This is a genomic window from Anaeromyxobacter oryzae (assembly GCF_023169945.1).
Taxonomy (GTDB): domain Bacteria; phylum Myxococcota; class Myxococcia; order Myxococcales; family Anaeromyxobacteraceae; genus Anaeromyxobacter; species Anaeromyxobacter oryzae.
In genome coordinates, this window is the sequence record NZ_AP025591.1 from 2,274,692 (window position 1) to 2,298,542 (window position 23,851).

Below are 23,851 nucleotides of genomic sequence, written 5' to 3' on the forward strand. Positions count from 1 at the left end.
CACGCGCACGTTGCTCGGCTCTCCCGCGCGTTGGCGACTCCTACGGGCACGAAGGGCACGGGCACGCCGCGCCGGCCGAAGCCTTCTCTACGGCCTCTGATCCGTGCTCGGCCGCTCCCAGAGGTTCACGTGCCCTTCCTGCGCGTGGCGGTCGATGGCCCGGAGCTCCTCCTCGGAGAAGGCGAGGTTCGAGAGCGCGGCCACGTTCTCGCGGATCTGCTCCGGCGAGCTCGCGCCGATGAGCGTGCTCGTCACCCGCGGATCCCGGAGCACCCACGCGAGCGCCATCTGCGCGAGGGACTGCCCGCGCGCCCGCGCGAGCTCGTTCAGGGCCCGGACCCGCGTGAGGTTCTCCTCGGAGAGGTGCTCCCGGAGGAGGGATCCGCCGCCCGGCCGGTTGATCCGTGCGTCCTTCGGAACGCCGGCGAGGTACTTGTCGGTGAGCAGCCCCTGGGCGAGCGCGGTGAAGGCGATGCAGCCGATCCCCTCCGACCCGAGCACGTCGAGGAGCCCGCGCTCGATCCAGCGGTTCAGGAGGTTGTAGGACGGTTGGTGGATGAGGACCGGCACCTTCCACTCGCGCAGGATCGCCGCCGCCTCGCGCGTCTTCCCGGCGGAGTAGGAGGAGAGGCCGACGTGGAGCGCCTTCCCCTGCGCCACCGCCGTCGCGAGCGCGCCCATCGTCTCCTCGAGCGGCGTGTCCGGGTCGAACCGGTGGGAGTAGAAGACGTCGACGTACTCGAGGCCGAGCCGGCGGAGGCTCTGGTCCAGGCTCGCGAGCACGTACTTCCGCCCGCCGCCGCCCTGCCCGTACGGGCCGGGCCACATGTCCCAGCCCGCCTTCGTCGAGACGACCAGCTCGTCGCGGTACGGGGCGAGGTCCTCGCGGAGGATCCGCCCGAAGTTCGCCTCGGCGCTGCCGTAGGGCGGCCCGTAGTTGTTCGCGAGGTCGAAGTGCGTGATGCCGAGGTCGAACGCGGTCCGGACCATCTCGCGCTGGGTCTCGAGCGGGGTCGTGTCCCCGAAGTTGTGCCAGAGCCCGAGCGAGAGGAGCGGCAGGCGGAGCCCGCTCCGGCCGCAGGGACGGTAGGTCATCGTGTCGTAGCGCCCGGCTGCAGCGACGTGGGTCATGTGCCCTCCCGAGGAGGCCGGCGGCCGGCCTAGCCCTTCACGGATCCGGCCAGGAGCCCGCGCACGAAGTACCGGCCGAAGATGACGTAGACGAGGAGCGTCGGCAGCGCCGCCAGGAGCGCACCGGCCATCGGGAGGTTCCACTTCACCGCCTCGCCCCCGGCGAGCTGCGCGAGCGCCACCGTGATGGGCTGGCTCGCCGGGTTCGAGAGGGTCACCGCGAAGAGGAACTCGTTCCAGATCTGGGTGAACTGCCAGATGATCACCACCACGAACCCCGGCAGCGACAGCGGGAAGACCACGTGGCGGTAGATCGCGAAGAAGCCCGCGCCCTCGAGCTCGCTCGACTCGATGAGCGCGTCCGGGATCTCCACGTAGTAGTTTCGGAAGATGAGCGTCGTGATGGGGAGCCCGTAGACCGTGTGCACGAGCACGAGGCCCCAGATGCTCCCGTACAGCCCGATCGCCCGGATGAACTGGAAGAGCGGGATGAGGATCGCCTGGTAGGGGATGAACATCCCGAACAGGATGAAGGCGAACACGATCTTCGCCCCCGGGAACGGCCACTTCGCGAACACGTAGCCGTTGAGGGAGCCGAGGAGCGCGGAGGCCGCCGAGGCCGTGACCGTGAGCACGAGGCTGTTCTTCAGCTTCGGCAGGAACGACGTCCACGCCTCGCCGAAGCTCGCCCAGTTCCAGGCGGGCGGCAGCGCCCACGCGGTGTCGAGGCCGATCGCCGCCGGCTCCTTCAGTGCCGTCACGATCATCATGTAGACCGGCGTGAGGAAGAAGCCGACCGCGAGCAGCAGCACGACGTACATGAGCCAGCGCCACGAGAAGCCGCTCCGGACCACGGCCCGCCTCATGACCGCCGCCCTTCCCTGAGCTGGCTCCGGAGGTACGGGATCACGATGAGCGCGACGAGCACGAGCAGGATCACGCCGATGGCGGCGCCCTTCGCGAACTGGTTCGCGCGGAACGTGGTGATGAACATGAGCAGCGCGGGGACGTCGGTGCGCGCGTTGTCCGGCCCGGCCATCGCGAAGACGAGGTCGAAGATCTTCAGGCTGATGTGGCCGAGGACGATCATCGCGGAGAGCGTGATCGGCGCCAGGAGCGGGAGGATGATCCGCGTGTAGAGCTGCCACCCGGTGGCGCCCTCCACCACCGCCGCCTCGCGGAGCTCTTCGGAGACGCCGGTGAGGCCGGCGAGATAGAGCGCCATCGTGTAGCCGGCCATCTGCCAGACGGCGGCGACGACGATCCCGATGAACGCGAGGTTGAAGCCATGCTGCTCCGGGAAGGGCAGCAGCGTCACCGCGCGCCCGCCCACGACGGCCCAGCCGGTCACGAGGAGCGCAGCCGCCGCCGCCACCATGCCGCGCCGGCGTCGCCCGGCGCGGACCGCCAGGGCCGCGGCGGCCGCGAGCCCCGCCGCGACGAGCAGGGGGACGATCACGGTCAGATCGTTCCAGTCGAACTGCCAGACCTGCCGCCGCGACGTGAGCCAGCCGAAGGAGCCGGCGGGGAGCCCGACCGCCGTGGGCAGGACGTTCACGCCGCCGCCGGGCTGGAGCAGCCAGCGCCAGATCGTGCCGGTCACCACGAACGAGAGCGCAAACGGGAACAGGAAGATGCCGCGGAAGACGCCCTCGCCCCGCGGCTTGTGGTCGATGAGGATCGCGAGCAGGAGCCCGAGCAGGAGGCACCCCGCGAGGAAGAACAGCGTGAAGAAGACGGTGCTCACGAGGTCCTGGCGGAAGCGGCCGTCGATCACGCCGGTGAAGAGCGCGCGGTAGTTGTCGAGCCCGATGAACCGCGTCACCGGCCGGATCGCGAGCGCCTGGGCCGGATCGCGCCCCCAGTCGGTGAGCGACGCCCACACCGTCCGGCCGATGAAGCCGTAGACGAAGATCCCGACGAGGACGATCGAGGGGAGGACGACGAGGAACCCGGTGACCTGGTTCGTGTGCCTGCCCCACTTCATCGGCGCCCTCCGGCGCGCTCGCCGTCCCGCCCGGCGTGGCGCCGGGCGGGACGCTCGAGCGCGACCGCGCCCGCCCTACCCGCGTCCAGGCGCGGCCGGCGTGGCCGCGCCGAGGCCGACCTGGTCGGCGATGGCCTGCGCCGCGCTGGCGGCCGCCTGGGCGTTGTTGCCGGACGTGAAGATCTCCATCACCGTGCCGAACTGGCTCGAGAAGCTCTCCGGCGCCACGGCGCCGTGGGCGAGGCTCCCCACGACCTTGTTGCTCTTCCAGTCCTTCGCCGCGGACTGGAGGTAAGCGTTGTACTTGGTGAGGTCCGAGTCGAGCCGCGCCGCGATGGAGCCCTTCAGCGGGTTGAAGGTGTCCTGCCCCTCCTTCGAGCCGAGGAGCTTCAGCCACTTCATCGCCGCGTCGCGGTGCTTCGCGCCCTTCGGCAGGCCGAAGGAGTCGGACAGCATCATGAAGACGCCGCTCGTCCCGGGGGACGGCGCCCAGCCGAACCCCTCGCCCGGCTTCAGCTTGAGCGTCGTCGTCATGTAGCCCGCCGCCCAGTCGCCCATCACGTTGAACGCGGCGCCGCCCTTCAGCACGCGGTCCGTCGCCTGCTGCCACGAGAGGCCGGACGCGTCGGGGTTCGTGCACGCGAGCACCTTCCCGAAGGTGTTCCAGACGGCGACGGCCTTCGGGTCCGTGAACTTGAGCTTGCCGCTCCAGAGCCCCGCCCAGTCGTCGGGTCCGAGCACGCCGAGCGCCACGGACTCCCAGAGGTGCACCGTGGTCCAGTTCTCGCCCAGCGCGAGCGGGTGCTGCACGCCCTTCTGCTGCAGCGTCTTGCAGGTGACGAGGAACTCGTCCCAGGTCTTTGGCGGCGTGACGCCCCACTTCTTCAGGTTCGCGGGCACGTACCACATCACGTTCGAGCGGTGGATGTTCACCGGCACGCTCCAGACACCGCCGCGGGCCGAGAGCAGCCCCAGCAGGCCCGGCGGGAACACCTGGTTCCAGCCCTCGCTCTTGAAGAGGCCGCTCAGATCCTCCATCCGGTTCGCGACCACCCACGTGCCGATGAGCTCCTGGCCGGCGTGGACCTGGAACGAGTCCGGCGGATCGCCGCCGAGCATGCGGGTCTTGAGCACGGCCCGCGCGTTGACCCCCGAGCCGCCGGTGACGGTCGAGTTGATCACCTGGACCTTCGGGTTCTGCGCCGAGTAGAGATCGATGAGCGCCTTCAGCGCGGGACCCTCGTCCCCCGCCCACCAGGAGAAGATCTCGAGCTTCTCCTGCGCGCGGGCGTTCGACGCGGCGAACAGCGCCGCCGCTGCGACGGCCAGCAAGAGCGAACCTCGTCTATTCATGGTGCCTCCTCACGGTGCCCACAGGCTGGATCCGTCGGTGGGTGGTTGTCGCTGGCCCTCCCGTGGCGAGCCCTCGGGGGGCGTCCGATCGTCGCGTCACGGTGCGTCACGTGCGTCACGCTGCGTCACCACAACCAGGCCGCGCCCCGCGCGCCGCTCGCATCGCCGTGCACCGGCGGGAGGAGCGGCGTGTCGACGCGATCCGAGAAGATCCACCGCGCCCAGAGGCCCGGGACCGTCTCGTAGAGCCGCGCCACGTTGGACAGCCCGCCGCCGAGCACGATCACGTCCGGGTCCAGGAGGTTCACGACAGCCGCGAGAGCCCGCGCGAGGCGATCCTCCAGGCGACCGACCGCCCCCTCTGCCGCCCCATCCCCGGCGGCGGCGCGCGCGACGATCTCGCGGGCCCCCGCCGCCTCGCCCGTCGCCTCGCGGAAGTCGCGCTCGAGGCCGGTGCCGGAGACGAACCCCTCGACGCAGCCGCGGCGGCCGCAGTGGCAGGGCGGCCCGGGCCACTCGCCCTCGCCGGCCCAGGGCAGCGGGTTGTGCCCCCACTCGCCCGCAATGGCGTTCCGGCCGGTCAGCACCTGTCCACGGACCACGACCCCGCCCCCGCAGCCGGTGCCGAGGATGACGCCGAACACCACGACGGCGCCGCGGCCGGCGCCGTCCGTCGCCTCGGAGAGCGCGAAGCAGTTGGCGTCGTTCGCGAGCCGCACGGGACGGCCGAGGCGCGCGGCGAGATCGCGGTCCAGCGGGCGCCCGACGATCCAGGTCGCGTTGGAGTTCTTCACGAGGCCCGTCGCGGGGGAGAGCGCGCCGGGGATGCCGACGCCGACCGTGCCCGGCTCGCCCACCGCGAGCTCGAGCTCCCGGACCAGCCCGGCGATGGCGCCGAGGGTGGCGCCGTAGTCGTCGCGCGGGGTGGGCACGCGGCGGCGGAGCAGGGGGCGGCCGCTCTCGTCGAGCGCGACCGCCTCGATCTTCGTGCCGCCCATGTCCACGCCGATGCGCATCGAGGCTCGCTCCCGTCCGCGGCGATCAGCAGACCATTGCAGCCTCGCGCATCACGAGTCCGCAGATCGCCGCGCCCACAGCGGGTAGTCGAGCCCGGCCAGCCGGTTGATGCCGATCGCCTGGAGCGCGAGCAGCGCGACCGCGACCTCGATGAGGAGCAGGTGCGGCGGCGCGGTGATCGCGCCGAGCGAGATGAGGAGGGTGGTGGCCCCGGCCGGCGGATGCGCTGCGCGGGCGAGGATCATGAGCGAGCCGGTAAAGGCGAAGGAGAGCGCGGCGGCGAGCACGCGCGGCGGCGTCACCCCGACCGCCGTCGCCGCCCCAGCGTGCTCGAGGCCGAAGAGCACGAGCGACGCGTACCCGCAGGCGATCCCGATGGCGTGGCCGACGATCGCGTTCCGCGGCGTCGCGCTCGGGGAGGAGGGGTTGAAGAAGAAGAGGAAGGCGGTCGGGCCGAGCGACGGAAACACGAACGGCTGCCGGCTGATCCAGGCGAGCACGCCGAGCAGCGCGATCGTCACGAACCCGTTCACGAGCATGAAGGCCGCGCGGACGTGGCGCTCGTCGAAGCGGTGGAGGAGCGCCGTGAGCCGCAGGCGCGCCAGGAGCCCCCGCGTGACCGCCGGCTCGGCGAGATCGACCGGGTGACGGCGCGCGCGGGCCTCAGCCATCGGGCGACACCTTCCGCAGGCGACGGTCGAAGTCGACGACGTACCAGACGAGCCCGCCGTTCACGAGGAGCAGGAGGACGGACGCGACCGTGGCGGGGAGGAGGACGCCGGGCTCGGCCGCGAGCGCCGCCTCGAGCGCGGCCGCGAGCAGCCAGAGCTGGATCACGACGAGCGTCCCGACGAGGAAGCAGATCGCGGTGAACAGCGCCAGCCCCTGTGCCCGCGTCTCCACGCTCAAGCCTCCACCCCGACCGCGAAGATCGCGCCGCGGCGCTCCTCGAGGAGGATCCGCGGGAGGCGCCGCCGCGGCGGACCCGCGAGCGGGCGCCCGTCCGCGACCCCGAACCACCCGTGGTGGCACGGGCAGAAGAGGTCGGTCGAGCCGGGCTCGTGGACGACCGCGCAGGACAGGTGCGTGCACACCTGCGAGTACGCGACGAGCCGGCCGTCCGCGAGGCGGAGGAGGATGCAGGGGTCCCCGTCGGTCGGGTACCGGAAGAGGAGCGAGCCGCCGGGCGCGATCGCCGCCGCGTCGGCGATCCTGACGGCCGGCCCGCCGCGCGGCCGGAAGCGGTCGCCGAGGAGCGCCACCGATCCCGTCGCGGCGGCGAGCAGCGCCGAGCCGAGCGCGAGGAACTTCGCGAGCTCGCGGCGGGTGACGTAGTGATCCTCGTCCCACCGGATCGGGAAGTCGAGCCGCCACCGCGGAGCCTTCGCGCCCGGACCGTCGCTCATGCCTCAGCCCTCCTCGAGGAGCCGCGCCACGTCGTACCGCTCGTGGGGAGGCCGCGGCGCCGCCGCCTCCGCGCGCCCGAGCGACACGAGGTCGAGCCGCACCTCGCGCTCCGCCTCGGGGACGATCACGAACACCTTCGTCTCGACGACCTCGTCGCCGAACACCCACCGGTTCACCGCCCGCCCCCGGCGCGTCCGCTCGATCTCCTCGGGCGTCGTGAACGCCAGCGCCTGCGACGGGCAGACGGTCGCGCACATCGGCCGCTTCCCGGTGCTGGTGCGGTCGTAGCAGTAGTCGCACTTCAGCATCTGGTCGATCGCGCCGAAGTACTTCGGGACGCCGAAGGGGCAGGCGAGGACGCAGTTCGAGCACCCGATGCACCGCGGCTTGAGCGAGCTCTGCGTCACGCCGTCGGGCGTCTGCTTGATGGCGTCGGCCGGGCACACGCGCGCGCAGATCGGGTCCTTGCAGTGCATGCACACCTGCGGCGCCGTCTGGACGCTGTCGGCCCGCTCGATCGTCTCGAGGTGAATGAGCGAGCGGCCCCGGTGCGTGTCGCACTCCTCGCACGCCTGCACGCAGGCGCGGCACCCGATGCAGCGGGAGTAGTCGATGAAGAACGCGAGGTCGCTCACACGACGCCCCCCGCCTCGGGCGCGAGCCGGGCGATGGCGTCGTGGGGCCGCTCGACCTTGCGGACCCGGACCGCGCAGATCTTGAACTCGGGGATGTTCGAGACCGGGTCGATCGCCCGGATCGTGCAGTTGTTCGCCGCGCGCTCCACCGGCCAGTGGTACGGCACGAACACGGTGTCCGGCCGGATCGTCGTCGTGACGAGCGCGCGCACCACCGTCGTCCCGCGGCGGCTCTCGACGGACACGAAGTCGCCGTCGCTCACGCCGAGCTTCCCGGCGAGGCGCGGGTGCAGCTCGCAGTACGGCTGCGGCGTCTGGTCGACGAGGCCCCCGATGCGGCGCGTCTGCGTGCCGGAGAGATACTGCGCGACGACGCGGCCGGTGGTGAGGATGATCGGGTACTCCGCGTCCGGCTCCTCGGCCGCGGGCCGCCAGTCGACGGCCTGGAGGTGGGCCCGGCCGTCGGGGTGGCCGAAGCGAGCGCCCTCGTAGAGGCGCGGCGTGCCCGGGTGGTCGAGCGACGGACAGGGCCAGAACACGCCGTGCTCTGCGTCGATCCGCTCCCACGTGATGCCGAAGTAGTCCGAGACGCCGCCCCGCGACGCGACCCGCAGCTCGTCGAAGATCTCCCGGGTGGAGCGATAGGCGAACTTGTCCCCCGCGCCGAGCCGGGCGGCGAGGTCGCAGACGATGCGCCAGTCCTCGCGCGCGCCCGCGGGCGGCGCCACCGCCTGCCGGTGGTGGATGACGCGCCCCTCGACGTTCGTGGTCGTCCCCTCGTCCTCCTCCATGAGCGACCCGGGGAGCACGACGTCCGCGTAGCGCGCGGTCTCGGAGAGGAAGAAGTCGATCGCGACGAAGTACTCGAGCCGCTCGAGCGCCTCCCGGATGAAGGCCTGGTCCGGGAGCGAGACCATGGGGTTGAAGCAGATGAGGAGGAGCCCCTTGATCTTCCCGTCGTGGATCGCCTCCACGAGCGGCACCGCCGAGAGCCCCTTGTGCGGGATGGACGCCTCCGGGACGCCCCAGACCTCGGCGACGTGCCGGCGGTGCTCCGGGTTCTCGACGTCGCGCGACCCGGGGAGCTGATCGCACTTCTGCCCCTGCTCGCGCGCGCCCTGGCCGTTGCCCTGGCCGGTGATCATCGCGTAGCCGCAGCCCTCGCGGCCGATGCGGCCGGTCGCGAGGACGAGGTTCAGCGCGGCGAGGCAGTTCTCGACGCCCTTCGTGTGGTGCTCGATCCCGCGCGCGTGCAGGAGGAAGCTCGTCCGTGCCGGCCCCCAGATCTCGGCGGCCTTCACGATGAGGGAGGCCGGGACCCCCGCGATCCTCGCGCCGACCTCCGGCGTGTACCGGCGCACCGTCTCCTCCACCGCGTCCCACCCGGTGGTGTGCTCGGCGAGGAAGCGGCGGTCGATCCACCCGCGCTCGATCATCACGTGGAGCATCGCGTTGAAGACGCCGATGTCGCCGCCGGGCCGGACCGGGATGAAGAGGTCCACCGTCCGCGCGATGGGCGTGAGGCGCGGGTCGAGGACGATGATGCGCGCGCCGGCCTCGCGCGCCTGCCAGACGTAGTCCGTGGTGATGGGCGCGCACTCGGCGACGTTCGCGCCGGCGATGAGGAGCGCCTCCGCCTTCGGGATGTCGCTCCACGGGTTCGCGCTCCGGTCGACCCCGAACACCTTCTTCGACGCGGCGCCGGCGGACACCATGCAGAGCCGGCCGTTGTAGTCGATGTTCGCGGTGCGGACGGCCACCCGGGCGAGCTTGCCCATGAGGTAGGCCTTCTCGTTGGTGAGGGACGCGCCGGTGAGGATCGCGAACGCGTCCGGGCCGTGCGCCTCCTGGATGCGCCGGATCTCCCGCGCCGTCCGGTCGAGCGCCGCCTCCCACGCGAGCGGGCGGAACCCCCCGCCCTCGACGCGCTCGAGCGGCGAGAGGAGCCGATCCGGGTGGGCGTCCTGGAGGTACCGCTTCACGCCCTTCGGGCAGAGCTTCCCGCGATTGAACGGGAAGTCCTCCCAGGGCTCGAACCCGACGACCTTCTCGTCCTTGACCTTGAGCTGGATCCCGCACTGCTGTCCGCAGAAGCAGCAGTGCGTCTTCACGATGCGGTCGGGCTCGCCGCGCGTCGTCCACCCGCCGGGCGGCTCGCGCTGGGCGTGCGGCCCGAAGCGGGCGACGAGCTCGGGGACGGAGGCGGGGAGCTTCGCCATTCAGGGCACCTCCGGGCGCGGCCGGCCCGCGGCGCGCCACAGCCCGTCCTGCGTCACCGCGAGCATCTTGCGGCGGCAGGCCGGGCAGAAGTCCTGGTAGTGCGGGCCCGCGGTCCGGAAGCGGATCTCGAGCGCCGCCTCGACGTCCTTGAGGTCTCCGACGTGGAGCGCGGACCCGAAGGCCAGGCCGCACCGCGCGCAGGTCGCCTGCGGGCCGGCCGCGCCCGCGTCCTTGTAGAACGCGATGCCGAGCTGCGCGGGCCGCTGGAACACGTGGAAGAACTTGCCGAACGGCAGGTAGACGAGCCCGAGGATCACGGTCACCGCGTGCAGCTGGGAGAGGAACCCGTAGTGGAAGCCGCGCACCCAGTGCGTCGAGACGGTGAGCAGGATCCCGGTGGCGGAGATCGCGAACAGGATCACGAGCGGCACGAGGTCGTTCGCGAGCTGCTGGACGGCCAGCGCGCCGCGGTCCCGGCCGCGCCGCCAGAGCGCGAAGGCGATCCCGGCGATCACCAGCACCGCCGAGACGTCCAGCACCTGGAAGATCCAGGGCGCGACGACGCTCGCGAGCGCGAACCGGAACACCGGGACCCCGAACACGAACGCCTGGTACACGTCCTGCCGGTCCCGCAGCGTCTCGAACCGGATCCAGCCGAAGGAGAGCGGGAACGTCACCGCCGCGGCGAGGAGGCAGCCCCAGAAGATGAGCCAGTGCGCCGCCCAACGGAGGCGCGCGCGGTTCCAGATGAAGCGCTGCAGGGCGAAGCTCGAGACGAGCCGCTCGACGAGCCGGCCCAGGTTCCGTGGCAGCCGCCGCGGCACGAGGAAGAGCTGCCACCCGCGGAACCAGTAGAGCCGCGTCGGCGGGCGCCGGAGCCACATCGAGTACCGATACCCGAGGCCGAACGCGGCGAAGACGCTCGCGCCGGCGTAGGGGACGAGCGCGGTGTCGAAGTCCTTCAGGCCGCGGCTGCCGGCGACGATGCCGGCGACGACGAGGCCGGCCACGAGCAGGCCCCAGAGCGTCGCGCGGCACACGTCGGCGCCGCCCTGCCCGCCGATGACGTCCGACCGGTTCACCCGCCCACCCCGCCCCCTCGCTGCTGCTCACGCTGGGATAAGGACCGGCACCGCACCGCCGCAAGAGACCCTTCCGCGCGCGGACGACGGCGGCCTCGCGGGGGTCGCTGCGCGATCGGGGCCCCGGCGAGGCGCCGGGCGCCGGAGGTCCCGACGGGCGTGCGTCGCGGCTCAGGAGCCGCCCGCTCCTCGGCGCGCCGCCGGGCCGTCGCCGACGGCGGTCCGGAACGCCTCGGGGCTCATCGTCCGGTCGAGGATCGGGAACAGCACCTCCTCCTCGAGCTCGAAGTGCGCGAAGAGGACGCCGAGGAGCCGGTCCGCGTGGCGCGCGAACGTGGCGGCGTCGCCGGCGCCGGTGCGCCGCTCGAGGTCGGTGAGCGAGCGCTGGATGATCTCGTGCTCGTACCGCATCGAAGCGCTGAACGCGGCGGGGCCCTCGCACGCGAACTTGTCGACGACTGGGTGAACGGTGCGCTCCTCCCAGTCGAGGTGGGGCCGGAGGCACGCGTCGAGGTCCGCGACGATGGCGCGCATCGCCCCGGCTCGCCCCGCAGCGGGCTCCGCCGCGAGGGCGCCGACGCGCTCGGAGATCCCGTCGAGGACCTCGCGCACCCGGGCGCGCGCACGGCGCAGGGGCGCCGTCGCGAGCCCGCTCAGCACGACGCCCCTTCCTTCCGGGCGAACCGCGGCATGAGGACGTGGTTCTCGAGGTGCACGTGCCGGAGCACGTCCGCCTCCAGCGCCTCGAGCTCGCTCATCACCACCCGGTACGTGTTGCAGCCCCACTCGGGCGTCGTGAAGCCGTCCGTCAGGGCGCGGATCCGCGCGAGGAGCGCGCCCACCGCGAGGTGGTCCGCGTGCATGGTCTCGAGCTCGCGCCGGACGACCTCGAGATCCGGCCGGCGCGCCACGAGCGCCGGGAAGAGGACCTCCTCCTCCTGATCGAGGTGCGGCTCGAGGGCCTCCTTCAGCTCGAGGAACGCGTCCGCCACCGCGGCGAGCCTGTCGTTCCGCGCGCCGTGGACGCGCGCGACCTTCGACACGAGGGGGCTGATGAACGGGAGCTGCCGGCGGAGGTAGCCGTGGTGGCGATCGACGATCCGCGCCACCAGGGCGGCGGTGGAGAGGGCGCGCGGGTCCTCGGACGCATCCGGACCGGACGCCGGGATGGTCGCCTCCAGCTCGGCGAAGACCTGCTCCGGGTCGAGCGGGCGGTCGCGGCAGGCCTCGGCGACGGTGACGTCGCCGTGGCAGCAGAAGTCGATCTGGTGCTTCTGGAAGACGCGCGCCGCCACGAAGTGCTCGGTGACGATCTGGGCGACGGTCGCGCTGCGGTCGAGGGATGGCATCGTTTCGTATCTCCTTGGAGCACCAAGGAAGCACGTCCCGTGCCGCGCGCCGGCGCGCACCGGGCGGCGCGCGTCCGGCGGTGGAGCCTACCGCGCGCCCGGCGGCGCGGGCGCCAGGTCCGGCTCGACGACGCCACGCCGCGCCCGGAGCTCGCGGACGATGTCCGCGTCCGCCCCGCGATCCAGGAGGCGGCGCATCGCGGGGAAGACGATCTCCTCCTCGCGCCGCAGGTGACCGGAGAAGTGGCGCTCGAGCTCTGCGGTCGCCGCACCGATGACCGGCGCGAGCTCCGCATGACGCGCCGGCGCCGCGGCGACCGCCTCGCAGGCGGCGACGAGCCTCCCGAGGGGACCCTCGTGCTCGGCGTGCTCCCGGGCCATGGCGTCCAGCGCGGCGTCCACCGCGGGATCGCGGCCCCGGAGGCGCGGGAGGATCGACTCCTCCTCGTCGCGCGCGTGCAGCGGGAGCGCCTGGGTGAAGTACCGGCGGACGCGGGCGGCCGCCTCGGGCACGCCCTCCCGGTCCGCCGGGCCGGCCTCCGCGAGCCGCCTCGCCATCGCGAGGAAGAAGCGGATCCGCTCGTGGCACTCGAGCAGGAGATCGACCGCGTCTCCCGCCGCGGGAGGCCTTCCGAGCCGGGTGAGCATCGCTACCGCGCCCCCTTCGCCTCGAGCTCCTTGAGGCGCCGCGCCAGCTCCTTCTCGCGCTGGAACCGCTTCGTCACGTCGCGGATGATCGCGACCGGGCCGAGGATCTCGCCCGCCGGGCCCTTCAGCATCTGGATCGTGAACTCGATCGAGATGCTGCGGCCGTCCTTCGTCACCGCCGGCACGGCGAGCAGGTCACCCGCGCCGTAGCGGCTCACGCCGGTCACCATGGTCCGGTTGTAGCCGTCCCAGTGTCGCGCCCGCAGCCGCTCCGGGATGATGAGATCCATCGAGCGACCGATCGCCTCCTCGGCGGTGAAGCCGAAGATCGCGGTGGCGCCCGCGTTCCAGAGCCGGATGACACCCTCGCGGTCGCCGAGGATGACCGCATCGGGGCTGCCTTCGACGATCTGCCGGTAGAGGTCGAGGTCCATGGTGGTGACTCCTTGCGAAAGACCGGCCAGCGGCCGGCGCGCCGGATCCCCGCGCCTTCGCCTCTCGCGGCCCGGGCGGTGCACCCACGCCTCGGTGCGGTCCACCGAAACTTGGTGCAGCACCGAAATACCGTAGCGAGACGGCGCAGGCCCGGCCGGTACCGGTCGGGCCTGCAGGTCTCCCCTCGAGCAACACCCTTCAGGTGAGGAAGCACTCCCGGGCGAGCGCGTCCCACTCGTCGCCGGCGAGCGCCCGGGCGATCCCGTGCACGGGCGTGCCGCCGTCCTGGAGCACGCGGCCCAGCTCCGGGCTCATCCGGAGCGCCAGCGTCTCCTCCGCCTCCTCGAGCAGCCGGCGGGCGGGCGCGTCGACGTGGAGCTGCCGGAGGTTCGCGGCGAGGCGCGGCGCCTTCACCTTGAAGAGCCAGCCGGCGCCGTACGGATCGTCGAGGGCGGCGTCGTTGGTCTTCGCGGCCGGGTTCACCGCGACCACGGTCCCGTCGATGGGAGAGAGCAGCGGGACGTCGCGGTCCTCGTCGCGGAGCTCGATGGCCGGCTCGCCCTGGGCGACGTGCGCGCCGACCGCGGGCAGCTCGACCGCGGCCGGGCCGACGAGCTTGTGCGCGAAGTCGTCGATCCCGACCGTCACGAGGCCGTCCGGCTCGAGCCGCGCCCAGGTGTGGCCCGGGTGGAGGTGCACGCCCTGTGGCACGTGGAACCACCCGGCGGCCGCCGGGCGCGGGATGACGGTCGCGCCGGCGGGGCGCAGCGCGGCCATCGCCGCGGCGATCGCCGGGCGGGCGGGCACCGCCGGCCGCACCGCCTCCCGCGCGACGCGCGGCCCGCCCTGCACGTACCGCCAGAACGGGATGAAGAGGAGGAGGTAGCCGATGGCCAGGCAGTACTCCATCAGCTTGGCGGGGTAGATGGAGAGGAACTCGTGACCCATGGCGTCCTCCACAGTGTCTGAGCGTTCCGTGTCCAGCTACCGGGAGGCGGCGTACTCGAAGCTGGCGAGGACGACGATTCCGACGAGGGCCAGCGCGAAGGCGAACATCATGACGTGCTCCTTCCGGTCGTTGTGCTGCGGGTCCGCTGCTCGACATCTCTCGACCTCTCTCCATCGCAAGCGACGCGCCAGCGGCACGTCGAGGACGTTCTCCGAGCGTGAATCCCCTCGATCCGCGGGGTTCCGGCGCGCGCGGCGCTCGGACGGGGCGTCCGCCAGAGAGAGCGCGCGGGCCCTCTTCGCTGAGAACCGCAGCGGGGCGGGAGCGCTCGCGGCGCGAGCCTCAGTGCTTCTCGTGGGTTACGGCGCGGGAGCGGCGCTGGCGAGGACCGCAACGCCCTGCTGAGTTTCCCGACTGCCGTCGTGTCGCACGCCAGGGGGTGCGCGCGGGCCGGAACGCGCGGTGGTGCGTGGGCCCCGGCGGCGCGACGCCCACGAACGGGACGCGGGCGCGCTCCGGGTGGAGGCGCCCGCGTCGATCAACGGGACGGGTGCTTCACTGTGCGTGGCAGGCGGTGCAGTCGTCGAAGCCGAAGGCCTTCTTGCCGTGGCACGCGCCGCAGGCCTCGCCCTTCTCCATCCGCGCGTGCGTCACCGCGGGCGCACGCTTCTCGCTCGAGCGCCCGAGGACGCTGAACAGCCGCGGATGGCACGAGACACACGACGCCTTGTCCGCGTCGACGTGGCTCACGTGCCGGAACGTCACCTGGCCCGGGCTGTCGCCGGTCCGCGCGAGCGCGAGATCCTGCGGGAGCGCGGGGAGCTCCTTCGCTGCGACCGCCGCGGCCGCGAGGAGCCCCAGCGCCGCCGTGATCCACCTCGACCCACCGTGCGAGCTCGTCATGTCGGCCTCCTACCCCGCCATCGTGCTGGGGCCCGCGGGCGCGTGCCCCTCCGCGAACGCGGGATCCTCGCGCAGGATGGGCATGCGGTTCACGATCCACCGGAACGCGAGCACGCCGATGGTGCAGAGCGTGATCGAGACCCAGATCTCCATCCAGCTCGGCACGTACCGGTCCGGGCGGTTCCAGTTCATGGCGATGACCGAGACGTTCAGGCGGTTGAGCGCGATGCCGAGGACGCCCATCACGCCCGCCGCGCGGACGAGCCCGACCCGGCCGCTCCGCGCGCCGAACGCGTAGAGGAGCGACGGCACGAGCACGAACCCGACCGTCTCGACGAGGAACCAGGCGCCGTACCCGGTCCGCAGGTACCCCCAGGCGTGCCCGTCGATGACGCCCTGCAGCTTCAGGAAGAAGTACGCGAACATCACGACCGCGCCCGCCTTCCCGAGGCCGAGCGTGAGCTTGTCCACGTCGACGTGCTGCCCGGCGACCTGCGAGTGGAAGACGCGATGCGAGATCATGCTCTCGACCACGACCATCGAGATGCCGGCGATGATCGCGGAGATGAAGAAGAAGATGAAGATGTAGGGCGTGTACCAGAGCGGGTGGAGCTTGGTCGGCGCGAGCAGGAAGAGCGACCCGAGCGCGGACTGGTGCATCGTCGAGAAGATCACCGACAGCACCGTGAGGGCCACCAGCGCCTTCTTCAGGATCCCGTGGACCCGCTTCCACCCGAGCCACTCGAAGAGCGGGACGGTGAACTCGAGGAGGAGCACGGTCGTGTAGCACATGACGCACCACGCGACCTCGAACAGCACCGACGCCGTGCCGTAGTTGAACATCGCCTGGACGATGTTCCAGGGCCGACCGAGGTCGGCGAGGAGCCCGAACACCGCCATGAGGTAGCCGAGGAAGGCGGTGAGGATCGCCGGCCGCTCGATGGGGTGGTACTCGTGCAGGCCGAACAGCTGGACCGTCGCGCCGATGGTGAAGCCCCCGGCGGCGAGCACGATCCCGGTCATCATGTCGAAGCCGATCCAGATGCCCCACGGCGTCGACTGGGACAGGTTCGTGGTCGCGCCGAGGCCGACCGCGAACCGGTAGACGAGGAGCGGGACGCCGACCACGAGGATCGCGGCGGCGACCGCGTTCACCGGCGTGAGGAGCGACCGCAGGTACGCGGGCAGGCTCATGCCGAGGAGGATCTTCTCGCGGAAGAACGACGGGCGAGTCACAGCGACCGGGAGCTCAGCCATGGTGGTCCTCCCCGGCGTCGCCGCCGGCCGGAGCCGCTTCGGAGTCGTGGGCCGCCTCGTTGCGGCGCCGCGAGAAGGCGTAGAGGCCCATCAGGAGCGGGGGCCAGAGCGTCATCACGAACGGCGGAGCGCCGAGGGCGCCGGCGACGAGATCCGGGTACGGCCGCTCGGGGACGTCGGTGCGGAGGGCGAGCGCGGAGAGGTCCAGGTCCCCGATGTAGAGCCAGCTCGTGCCGCCGGCCTCCCGCTCTCCGTAGACGTGGTGGAGGTAGCGGCCCGGGTTCGTGTAGATGCGCGTCTTCGCGACCTCGAGCAGCTCCGCGCGCTTCCCGAAGGTGAGCGCGCCCGAGGGGCACACCTCGGTGCACGCGGGCTTCTGCCCGCGCGCCTGCCGCTCCGCGCAGAACGAGCACTTCCGGACGCGCGGCGCGTTGCTGCCGTACTCGTACCGCGGCACGTCGAACGGGCACGCCAGCATGCAGTAGCGGCAGCCCATGCAGCGGGACGCGTCGTAGGTGACCGGGCCCTCCGGCTGCTTGTCCATCGCACGGACCGGGCACGCGGACGCGCACGCGGGCGAGAGGCAGTGCATGCACTGCTTCTTCGCGAACCGCGGCTCGCCGGGCGCCTTCTCGGCCCGGTTCACCACCGTGAAGGCGTCCTGGGTGGTGTCGCGCCGCGCGTCGAGCACGCGGTCGTCCTCGGGCGGCGGCGGCAGCGCGTTCGCCTCGCTGCACGCGGCCTCGCAGGCGCGGCAACCCACGCAGAGCGTGGTGTCGACGAGCACGCCCGGCGGGTCGATCGCCGTCGACGACGATGCGCGCGTCACGCGCGCGGCGAGGAGCCCCGCCCCTGCCGCGCTCGCGCCTGCGACCTTCAACAGCCCCCTGCGTCCGATCCTCATGGCGCCCCCCGCGCGATGTACCCGAGCACGATACCTTCGCGCGCCGCTCGCTCGCCTGCGGTCGATCACCTCGGCGATGGCGAAAAACTCAGCGGTGTCGAGGATCTCGACGCGGCCGGCGAGCGCACGCCGGGCCTGCGCAAATGGCTCGGGGTCGGGGCGAGGAAGCGCGAGCCCTCACGCCGGTTCCTCACCGCGCGTTCCTGTCGCGCCCACTCCGCTGCGGCCCTTCGCGGCGACCCCGGACTCCGCCCCCGGCGTCGACCCGGTGCGTTACCAAAGCCGAGGGAGGTGACGACATGAGAACCAGCACGACCACGACGACGCGGAAGGCCAGGGCGACCCCGCTCGCGCGCGAGCTCGAGGAGCTCGGGCGGACGCTGCAGGACGTGGGGCGCAAGCTCGTGAAGCTGACCACGAACACCGTCGCGACGGCGGCCGAGGACACGCTGGGCGCAGCAGAGGACGCGCTCGCGATGGCGCACGGCAAGCTGAAGAAGGTCCGCACGCAGATCCGCCGGACATCGGCGTAGCTGTCGGCGAACCCCCGAGACGACGAGAGCCCGGACCTCGCGGCCCGGGCTCCGGTGCTGCTTCATTTTCGTGAGGTGAATCAGATCGCGCGGACGTTCGCCGCCTGCAGGCCCTTGGGGCCGCGGGTGATGTCGAACTCCACCTTCTGGCCCTCGGCCAGGCTGCGGAACCCCTGGGCCTGGATCGCAGTGTGGTGGCAGAACACGTCCTCGCCGCCGCCGTCCTGCGTGATGAAGCCGAAGCCCTTCGCGTCGTTGAACCACTTCACGGTACCGGTCGCCATCTCTGAACTCGTTTCTGTGCTCTGTTCCGAGGACGGCAGCTGCCGGCGCTCGGTGTTGCCCCGAAATGAGGCGGGCTCAACCGTTAGCCGGTGTGGGCGCTCGTGTCGAGAAGGATCCGACCGGACGCCCGCTTTTCGTCGGCCGCGCCCTGCCGCACGACCGGGCGGGCGGCGTTCCCGCGACGCCGGGGCCAATCCACGTTATGTCTGTGACACCCCGACCGGTTCGGCCGGGGTGCGGGCGGCAGGTCTGCGCGTCCGCGGCGGGCTCACCGGGCGACCTCACGTCCCCTCGCCCGGTGGTGGCCCTGACGGGACGAGGTCGCTCATGAACGACGCCATCTCAGACGTGAAGAAGCGGCTCCGGACCGCCGAGGATCTGCTCCGCCGGAGCGGCAGCTCGAGCGACAACGTGCGTCTCGCCCAGGCGATCGACCGGACCCGCCGCCTTCTCCGGCACGCGGACCGCGGCCGCGAGCCCACGCCGGAGCTGCTCCACGCGATGCAGGCGGTGGACGCGCTGACGAGCGGGTAGCGGCCCGCCACGAGCGGGGGCCGCGAGAGCGCCCGACCCTTCGGGCCCGCCTCCCGGTCCCGGCCGCGGCGTTAGCGTCGCCGAGCCCGCGCGGGCGCCGTCCCGCGCGCGGGGAGGCCGCCATGGAGCTCACCGCCGTCAGGATCGACAAGCCCGAGGACGTGAACGTCATCGTGGGCCAGGCCCACTTCATCAAGACCGTCGAGGACCTCCACGAGGCGCTCGCCGGGAGCTCCCCTCACCTTCGCTTCGGGATCGCGTTCTGCGAGTCCTCCGGCCCGCGCCTGGTGCGGCGCTCGGGGAACGACCCGGCCCTCGTGGACCTCGCGGTCCGCAACGCGCTCGCGATCGGCGCCGGGCACTCCTTCGTCGTGCTCCTCCGCGAGGGCTTCCCGGTGAGCGTGCTGAACGCGCTGAAGCTCGTCCCGGAGGTCTGTGGGATCTTCTGCGCGACCGCGAACCCGGTGGAGATCCTCGTCGCGGAGACCGCGGGCGGCCGCGGGATCGCCGGGGTGGTGGACGGCGGCGCGCCGCTCGGCGTCGAGACGGGGAAGGACGTCGACGAGCGGAAGCAGCTCCTCCGCCGGTTCGGGTACAAGCTCTGACCGGCGCGGCGCGCGCCGCGTCCGCGCACCTCCTATGATGGCGTTGATGCCGCCGCTCTCCCCGGACGACCACGCCGCCCTCGCCCGCGCTCGGGCCATCCTCGAGAGCCCGAGCCTCGCGATCCGGCTCACCGACACGATCGGCTCGCCCATCGAGGCGCTCGTGCGGCGGCTACCGGATGGCGCCCAGCGCGTCGTGGCGGACGGGACGCGCCGCGCCCTCGAGGCGGCGCTCGATGCCGCGCTCCGGACGCTCGACGGCCGGCGGACCGGCAAGGCCGCAGACTGGCTCCACCGCGGCGCGGTGGTCGCGAGCGGTGCGGTCGGCGGTGCGGCCGGCCTCGCTGGCCTCGTCGTCGAGCTGCCCTTCTCGCTGACCGTGATGCTCCGGTCCATCGCCGACCACGGGCGGGCGCAGGGCGAGGATCTCTCGGGCGTCGCGGCGCGCCTCGAGTGCCTCACCGTGTTCGCGTACGGCACGCGGTCCCGCGGCGACGACGCGGCGGACGCGGGGTACTTCGCGATCCGCGCCACGCTCGCCCGCGCGGTGAGCCACGCCGCGGAGTACGTCGCGGAGCGCGGCCTCGCCGAGGCGCTCTCGGAGCGGAGCGCGCCGGCCCTCCTGCAGCTCGTGGCGCGCATCACGCAGCGGCTCGGGATCGCCGTCACCGACAAGGCCGCGGCGCAGCTCGTCCCGGTGCTCGGGGCCGCCGGCGGCGCGGCGGTGAACGCGCTCTTCATGAGCCACTACCAGGAGACCGCCTGGGCTCACTTCACGATCCGCCGGCTCGAGCGGCTCCACGGCGCCGGCGAGGTCCGGCGCGCCTACGAGGCAACCTGATCGATTCGAGCGCCCCTCCCCCCGCGCCCCCTCCGAGCGAACGCGCTCGGACGTCTGGCGCTCGCGGGCCAGCCCAAGTGCCGGCTTTCGCCGCCACGGGGCGGCGTTACGCTCTCCTCAGCCCGGGGGAACGCGCGACAGTCCCGCGACGGCCCTCCCGTGAAGCCGCAGGCTCGAGGGGCTTCTCCCCTCTCCTGAGCCGGCACTCCGGCATCGTCCGGACCCGGCGACGGCTCGCGCGCACGGGTCCATCGTCCCCCGGGTGAAGAGGGGCCGCCCCGCGAGGCGGCCCTTCGATCTTTCGGCCCGGCGCGGAAGCGAGGCGGCCGGCGCGGAGGGCCGACCGCGCCGGCCATCGATCCCTCGGGTGAAGCCATGAGGCGCATGCTCCTCGTCGCGCTCCTCGCGGTCGCGGTGCCGCTCGGCGTCGTCGTCCGCGCCGATCCGCCGGCCCCGGCGAACGTCACGCTCGAGACGTTCGAGCGCAACCTGGCCGCGGACGGCGAGTGGATCACGTTCGCGCCGTACGGCACCGTGTGGCGCCCGCTGCACGTCGGCCCGGGCTGGCGCCCGTACTATCACGGTGAGTGGATCTGGACGGACGAGGGCTGGCTCTGGACCACCGACGAGCCATGGGGGTGGGCGACGTACCACTACGGGCGCTGGGTGCACGATCCGGTGCTCGGCTGGCTGTGGATCCCGGGGTTCGAGTGGGCGCCGGCGTGGGTCGCGTGGCGCATGGGCGGCGGCGTCGTGGGATGGGCGCCGCTCTGGCCCGGGATCGTCGGCGGGTGGGTGGATCCGCCCCCGATCGAGCCGGGCGTGTGGATCTTCGTGCCCATCCCGCGGTTCGTCGGCGTGCGCGTCGAGCAGGTGGCGTACCCGCCCGCGCGCGCGCCGCACCTCGTCCGCGCCACCCGGCCTGCGCCGCCGCCGCGCTGGTCGACGGTCCCCCCGCCGCCCGGCGGCGGCCCCTCGCACCGCGGGGTCGAGCGCGCCGTCGGGCGCCCGGTGCCGCCGGTCCGGATCGTCCCGGTACCGACGCCGGCCGAGGCCAGGCGCGGCGCGAGGGACGGGACCGCGCCGGCCTACCGGCCGGCGCCTGCGCCGCGACCGTCCCCCGGGGCGAGGCCGACGCCGACCCGCGCGCCACGCCCGGCGCCCTCCCCGGACGCGACCCGGCGCTGAGCTGCACGCCCCGCTCTCATGTCACGAGCTTCGCGAGGAGCGCCTCGACCGCGCGCTCGTCCTCGCCGCCGGACGCGATGACGTCCGGCGCGAGCGGAGGCTCGTACGGTGCGCCCGCGCCGGGCAGCTCCGGCGCCTCGCCCCGGCGCGCCGCCGCGTAGAGCCCCTTCGGATCGCGTCGCGCGCACGCCTCGAGCGGCGTCGCGACCAGCACCTCCAGGAAGCGCGGGGCGAGCGCCCTGGCCGCGTCGCGGTGGGCCCGGCGCGGCGCCGTGGCGGGCACGATGACGACGAGCCCCTGCTCCGCGAACGTCGCCGCGAGGCTGCCGAGGGCCGCGTAGAAGCGATCGCGGTCGTCGGCGCCCCGGCCGGCGGGCCGCCCGAGCGCCGCCCGGACGGCATCGCCGTCGAGGACGAGGCACGGCACGCGGTCGGCGCGGAGCCGCGCGGCGAGCCGGCCGGCGAGCGTCGACTTCCCCGAGGCCGGGAGCCCGGTCACCCACACGACGGCGCCGCCGCCGCTCACCGGAAGAGCGCCTCCGCGAGCGCCGGATCGAACATCGGCGCGTCCAGGGCGCGCTCCGCGAGCCCGAGCAGCGCGTCCCGGGCCGGTCCGCCGAGATCGGGGTAGAAGCGCGGACAGCACACGACCAGCGCGCGCCACGCGAGGAACGGCGCGAGATCCTCCAGCACCTCCCGCCCCCCGCCGCACTCGAGGTAGGTCGTGAAGAAGAGCCACCAGAGTGGTCCGAACCCGCGTGCCCACGTCCCGGGCGCCTGGATGGCGAAGAACGGGTAGTTCACCGTGAGCGCGGCCACGTCGTCGGCGGGGTCGCCGAGGCACCCGCGGCTCGCGTCGAGCAGGGTGAACCGGGTCCCCTCGGAGAAGACGAGGTTGAACGGGTGGAAGTCGCCGTGGATCCGGCGGAGCCGATCGGCCCGGCCGCGCAGCTTCCACCGCCAGTCGAGACAGCGCCGCTCGATGGCGGCGAGCCGTGACGGCGAGGCGCCCGGCGTGTCGGGCGGGTAGGCGTCGACGATCCCGAAGATCCCTTCCCCCGAGCCGAGGAGATCGCGCAGGGCGCGCTGCCACGCCACCCGATCGGACCTGGGCTCGCGGTGGAGCCGCCCGAGCCACCGCGCGAGCGCCTCGCACCGCCCGAGGTCCTCCTCGCCGACCACGCCGTCGCGAGCCACGCGGCGGAGGTCCTCGGCGTAGAGGCGCCCCTCCGCGAACGTCGTGACGAGGTACGGCTCGCCCGCGGTCCGGAGCGACACGAGCCCCTCCGGCCCGACCGCGCCGACGTCCAGCGCGCGCACGTGGTCCGGGATCGCGTCGAAGGTGTCGAAGGAGAGGAGCAGCTCCGCCCACCGGTCCGCGCGCCGGTCGTGGCCGAACGGATCGGCGAGGGCGGTCCGGAACACCAGCGTCCGCCGCTCCCCGCCCGGCGCCTCGACCTCGACGCGCATCGGCCGCCCGTAACCAGCGTCCTTGCGCGCCACGCCCGCGCCCACGTCGGGCGCCAGGGCGCGGATCGCGACCACCCGGCCGCCGGGCACGAGCTCCGAGACCGCCCGCGCGATGGCGTCGCTGCCGGCCCGCTCCATCGTCATGCTCCGTGCATCGTCGGGACCGCCGGGGCCCGCCCGCGGGCGGCGAGCGCCGCCGCGACCTGGTACTCCGTCGGCCGCGCCGCCTGCGCGTACCAGTAGCCGACCGCGATGAACTCCGGCGGGAGGTCGAGCACCACCAGCTCGTCGACGGCCCGCCGCAGCGCCGGGAGGTGGCGCGGGTCCGCGATCGGGGTCGCGAGGACGAGCCACTCCGGCCGCTCCGAGCGGACCGCGTCCACGACCGCGCGCGGCGAGAGGCCGCCGTCGACGCCGTCCGCGACGACGATCACGTTGCGTCCCGCGAGCTCGATGGGTGGCTGACCGCCGCGGCACGTCGCGCCGTGCTCCTCCGCCTCCGCCCGTCGCTGCGCGAGCATCCGCTCGACGTCCTCCGCGGGGACGCCGAGCTCGGTCGCGGCGCCGGGCTCCACCAGGCAGGCGCCGCGCTCCGCCACCGCGCCGAGGGACCGCTCCGCCCCCCGGAGCGGCACGAGCTCGGCCGCCCCCCGGATGTCGAGCTCCGCTCCGAGGACGTCGGCGATCTCGGCCGCGACCGCGAACCCTCCGGGGCCGACGGCGACCACGACCGGAGCCGTGCCTGCGAGGTGTAGCAGCCGCCGCGCGAGCTGCCGCCCGGCTTCACGCCGATCACGGAACGTCATGGCATCCTCCACGCCGGCCGGGATCCCGGCCCCTCCGCACCACCCGGGTCGAGCCCGTCTTCCCCCACCGGGGTCCCGCCGGCACGCACCCGCCGTCCCCTCGAGCGGACCGGATCCGGTCGGCGCGTCGAGACGCGTCGGTGGCGCCCGGTCCTTCGTTCCCTCGCGACGAGGTGCGCGTGGGAGAGCTGTGCATCGCGCGTTCCGCAGCCCCCGCCCGCCGCGATCCGAGCGATCGCGGCGCGAACCACGGATCCCCTCCCGGGCATCGTCGGCGGAAGTTGCGTCGGGTGCGGGAGGCGGCGCATGCGG

The 23,851-nt window shown here is 73.3% G+C and carries 28 protein-coding genes; 5 read left to right on the plus strand and 23 right to left on the minus strand.

The window, feature by feature from the left end; translation table 11 throughout:
• Positions 1 to 87 precede the first annotated feature (87 nt).
• The 19 genes from mgrA to AMOR_RS10030 form a co-directional block, all read right to left on the minus strand.
• Complete coding sequence (gene mgrA, locus AMOR_RS09940; RefSeq protein ID WP_248360653.1) at positions 88 to 1,131, minus strand: L-glyceraldehyde 3-phosphate reductase; 1,044 nt, start codon at positions 1,129 to 1,131, stop codon at positions 88 to 90.
• Between the two features lie 29 nt (positions 1,132 to 1,160).
• Positions 1,161 to 1,997, minus strand: coding sequence for a carbohydrate ABC transporter permease (locus AMOR_RS09945; protein WP_248360654.1), 837 nt, complete (start codon positions 1,995 to 1,997; stop codon positions 1,161 to 1,163).
• Complete coding sequence (locus AMOR_RS09950; RefSeq protein ID WP_248360655.1) at positions 1,994 to 3,118, minus strand: carbohydrate ABC transporter permease; 1,125 nt, start codon at positions 3,116 to 3,118, stop codon at positions 1,994 to 1,996. Before AMOR_RS09950 ends, AMOR_RS09945 begins: the two co-directional genes overlap by 4 nt.
• A gap of 75 nt (positions 3,119 to 3,193) precedes the next feature.
• Complete coding sequence (locus AMOR_RS09955; RefSeq protein ID WP_248360656.1) at positions 3,194 to 4,471, minus strand: ABC transporter substrate-binding protein; 1,278 nt, start codon at positions 4,469 to 4,471, stop codon at positions 3,194 to 3,196.
• A gap of 125 nt (positions 4,472 to 4,596) precedes the next feature.
• Positions 4,597 to 5,487 (minus strand): ROK family protein, encoded by an 891-nt coding sequence (locus AMOR_RS09960; RefSeq protein WP_248360657.1) that lies wholly within the window; start codon positions 5,485 to 5,487, stop codon positions 4,597 to 4,599.
• Positions 5,488 to 5,538: 51 nt separating this feature from the next.
• The gene (locus tag AMOR_RS09965) at positions 5,539 to 6,159 is read right to left on the minus strand and encodes an HPP family protein (RefSeq protein WP_248360658.1); all 621 of its coding nucleotides are present in this window, start codon (positions 6,157 to 6,159) and stop codon (positions 5,539 to 5,541) included.
• Entirely contained in the window at positions 6,152 to 6,391 is a 240-nt protein-coding gene (locus AMOR_RS09970; RefSeq protein WP_248360659.1) for a DUF6755 family protein, read from the minus strand. The genes AMOR_RS09965 and AMOR_RS09970 overlap by 8 nt, the downstream gene beginning before the upstream one ends.
• Positions 6,392 to 6,393: 2 nt before the next feature.
• Positions 6,394 to 6,894 (minus strand): Rieske 2Fe-2S domain-containing protein, encoded by a 501-nt coding sequence (locus AMOR_RS09975; RefSeq protein ID WP_248360660.1) that lies wholly within the window; start codon positions 6,892 to 6,894, stop codon positions 6,394 to 6,396.
• Between the two features lie 3 nt (positions 6,895 to 6,897).
• The gene (locus tag AMOR_RS09980; RefSeq protein ID WP_248360661.1) at positions 6,898 to 7,530 is read right to left on the minus strand and encodes a 4Fe-4S dicluster domain-containing protein; all 633 of its coding nucleotides are present in this window, start codon (positions 7,528 to 7,530) and stop codon (positions 6,898 to 6,900) included.
• Positions 7,527 to 9,749 (minus strand): molybdopterin oxidoreductase family protein, encoded by a 2,223-nt coding sequence (locus tag AMOR_RS09985; RefSeq protein WP_248360662.1) that lies wholly within the window; start codon positions 9,747 to 9,749, stop codon positions 7,527 to 7,529. The genes AMOR_RS09980 and AMOR_RS09985 overlap by 4 nt, the downstream gene beginning before the upstream one ends.
• A complete protein-coding gene (locus AMOR_RS09990) occupies positions 9,750 to 10,832 on the minus strand; it encodes a hypothetical protein (RefSeq protein WP_248360663.1) in 1,083 nt (360 codons plus the stop codon).
• 171 nt (positions 10,833 to 11,003) lie between these two features.
• A complete protein-coding gene (locus AMOR_RS09995; protein ID WP_248360664.1) occupies positions 11,004 to 11,492 on the minus strand; it encodes a hemerythrin domain-containing protein in 489 nt (162 codons plus the stop codon).
• On the minus strand, positions 11,486 to 12,181 hold the full coding sequence (gene ric / locus AMOR_RS10000) for an iron-sulfur cluster repair di-iron protein (RefSeq protein ID WP_248360665.1): 696 nt from the start codon (positions 12,179 to 12,181) through the stop codon (positions 11,486 to 11,488). Before ric ends, AMOR_RS09995 begins: the two co-directional genes overlap by 7 nt.
• 87 nt (positions 12,182 to 12,268) lie before the next feature.
• Positions 12,269 to 12,829, minus strand: coding sequence for a hemerythrin domain-containing protein (locus AMOR_RS10005; RefSeq protein WP_248360666.1), 561 nt, complete (start codon positions 12,827 to 12,829; stop codon positions 12,269 to 12,271).
• A gap of 2 nt (positions 12,830 to 12,831) precedes the next feature.
• Positions 12,832 to 13,263 carry a PAS domain-containing protein gene (locus AMOR_RS10010; RefSeq protein WP_248360667.1) on the minus strand — a complete coding sequence of 144 codons (432 nt, stop codon included), beginning with the start codon at positions 13,261 to 13,263 and terminating at the stop codon, positions 12,832 to 12,834.
• Between the two features lie 199 nt (positions 13,264 to 13,462).
• Positions 13,463 to 14,212, minus strand: coding sequence for a glycine cleavage system protein H (locus AMOR_RS10015; RefSeq protein ID WP_248360668.1), 750 nt, complete (start codon positions 14,210 to 14,212; stop codon positions 13,463 to 13,465).
• Positions 14,213 to 14,768: 556 nt separating this feature from the next.
• Positions 14,769 to 15,116 carry a c(7)-type cytochrome triheme domain-containing protein gene (locus AMOR_RS10020; protein ID WP_248360669.1) on the minus strand — a complete coding sequence of 116 codons (348 nt, stop codon included), beginning with the start codon at positions 15,114 to 15,116 and terminating at the stop codon, positions 14,769 to 14,771.
• A 9-nt stretch (positions 15,117 to 15,125) separates the two neighbouring features.
• Complete coding sequence (nrfD, locus tag AMOR_RS10025) at positions 15,126 to 16,373, minus strand: NrfD/PsrC family molybdoenzyme membrane anchor subunit (RefSeq protein WP_248360670.1); 1,248 nt, start codon at positions 16,371 to 16,373, stop codon at positions 15,126 to 15,128.
• Positions 16,366 to 17,277 carry a 4Fe-4S dicluster domain-containing protein gene (locus tag AMOR_RS10030; RefSeq protein ID WP_248360671.1) on the minus strand — a complete coding sequence of 304 codons (912 nt, stop codon included), beginning with the start codon at positions 17,275 to 17,277 and terminating at the stop codon, positions 16,366 to 16,368. Before AMOR_RS10030 ends, nrfD begins: the two co-directional genes overlap by 8 nt.
• Positions 17,278 to 17,576: 299 nt before the next feature.
• Between AMOR_RS10030 and AMOR_RS10035 the strand changes: the two genes are divergently transcribed.
• Positions 17,577 to 17,810, plus strand: coding sequence for a hypothetical protein (locus AMOR_RS10035; protein WP_248360672.1), 234 nt, complete (start codon positions 17,577 to 17,579; stop codon positions 17,808 to 17,810).
• Between the two features lie 80 nt (positions 17,811 to 17,890).
• On the opposite strand, the gene AMOR_RS10040 is transcribed toward AMOR_RS10035, so the two are convergent.
• Entirely contained in the window at positions 17,891 to 18,094 is a 204-nt protein-coding gene (locus AMOR_RS10040) for a cold-shock protein (protein WP_248360673.1), read from the minus strand.
• Between the two features lie 328 nt (positions 18,095 to 18,422).
• Here AMOR_RS10040 and AMOR_RS10045 point away from each other — a divergent pair, with 328 nt between their 5' ends.
• From AMOR_RS10045 to AMOR_RS10060, 4 genes are all read left to right on the plus strand, one after another.
• Positions 18,423 to 18,629, plus strand: a complete 207-nt coding sequence (locus AMOR_RS10045) for a hypothetical protein (protein WP_248360674.1) — start codon at positions 18,423 to 18,425, stop codon at positions 18,627 to 18,629.
• Between the two features lie 122 nt (positions 18,630 to 18,751).
• A complete protein-coding gene (locus AMOR_RS10050) occupies positions 18,752 to 19,234 on the plus strand; it encodes an adenosine-specific kinase (RefSeq protein WP_248360675.1) in 483 nt (160 codons plus the stop codon).
• Between the two features lie 46 nt (positions 19,235 to 19,280).
• The gene (locus AMOR_RS10055; RefSeq protein ID WP_248360676.1) at positions 19,281 to 20,075 is read left to right on the plus strand and encodes an EcsC family protein; all 795 of its coding nucleotides are present in this window, start codon (positions 19,281 to 19,283) and stop codon (positions 20,073 to 20,075) included.
• A gap of 375 nt (positions 20,076 to 20,450) precedes the next feature.
• Positions 20,451 to 21,263, plus strand: a complete 813-nt coding sequence (locus tag AMOR_RS10060; protein ID WP_248360677.1) for a DUF6600 domain-containing protein — start codon at positions 20,451 to 20,453, stop codon at positions 21,261 to 21,263.
• A gap of 16 nt (positions 21,264 to 21,279) precedes the next feature.
• Here the strand turns inward: AMOR_RS10060 and AMOR_RS10065 are convergent, their stop codons facing one another.
• Genes AMOR_RS10065 through AMOR_RS10075 form a run of 3 tightly spaced genes read right to left on the minus strand, consistent with a single transcriptional unit; the run spans position 21,280 to position 23,539 of the window.
• Positions 21,280 to 21,789 (minus strand): adenylyl-sulfate kinase, encoded by a 510-nt coding sequence (locus AMOR_RS10065; RefSeq protein WP_248360678.1) that lies wholly within the window; start codon positions 21,787 to 21,789, stop codon positions 21,280 to 21,282.
• Positions 21,786 to 22,877 carry an aminoglycoside phosphotransferase family protein gene (locus tag AMOR_RS10070; RefSeq protein ID WP_248360679.1) on the minus strand — a complete coding sequence of 364 codons (1,092 nt, stop codon included), beginning with the start codon at positions 22,875 to 22,877 and terminating at the stop codon, positions 21,786 to 21,788. Before AMOR_RS10070 ends, AMOR_RS10065 begins: the two co-directional genes overlap by 4 nt.
• Positions 22,874 to 23,539, minus strand: a complete 666-nt coding sequence (locus AMOR_RS10075) for a phosphoribosyltransferase (protein WP_248360680.1) — start codon at positions 23,537 to 23,539, stop codon at positions 22,874 to 22,876. Before AMOR_RS10075 ends, AMOR_RS10070 begins: the two co-directional genes overlap by 4 nt.
• Positions 23,540 to 23,851 lie beyond the last annotated feature (312 nt).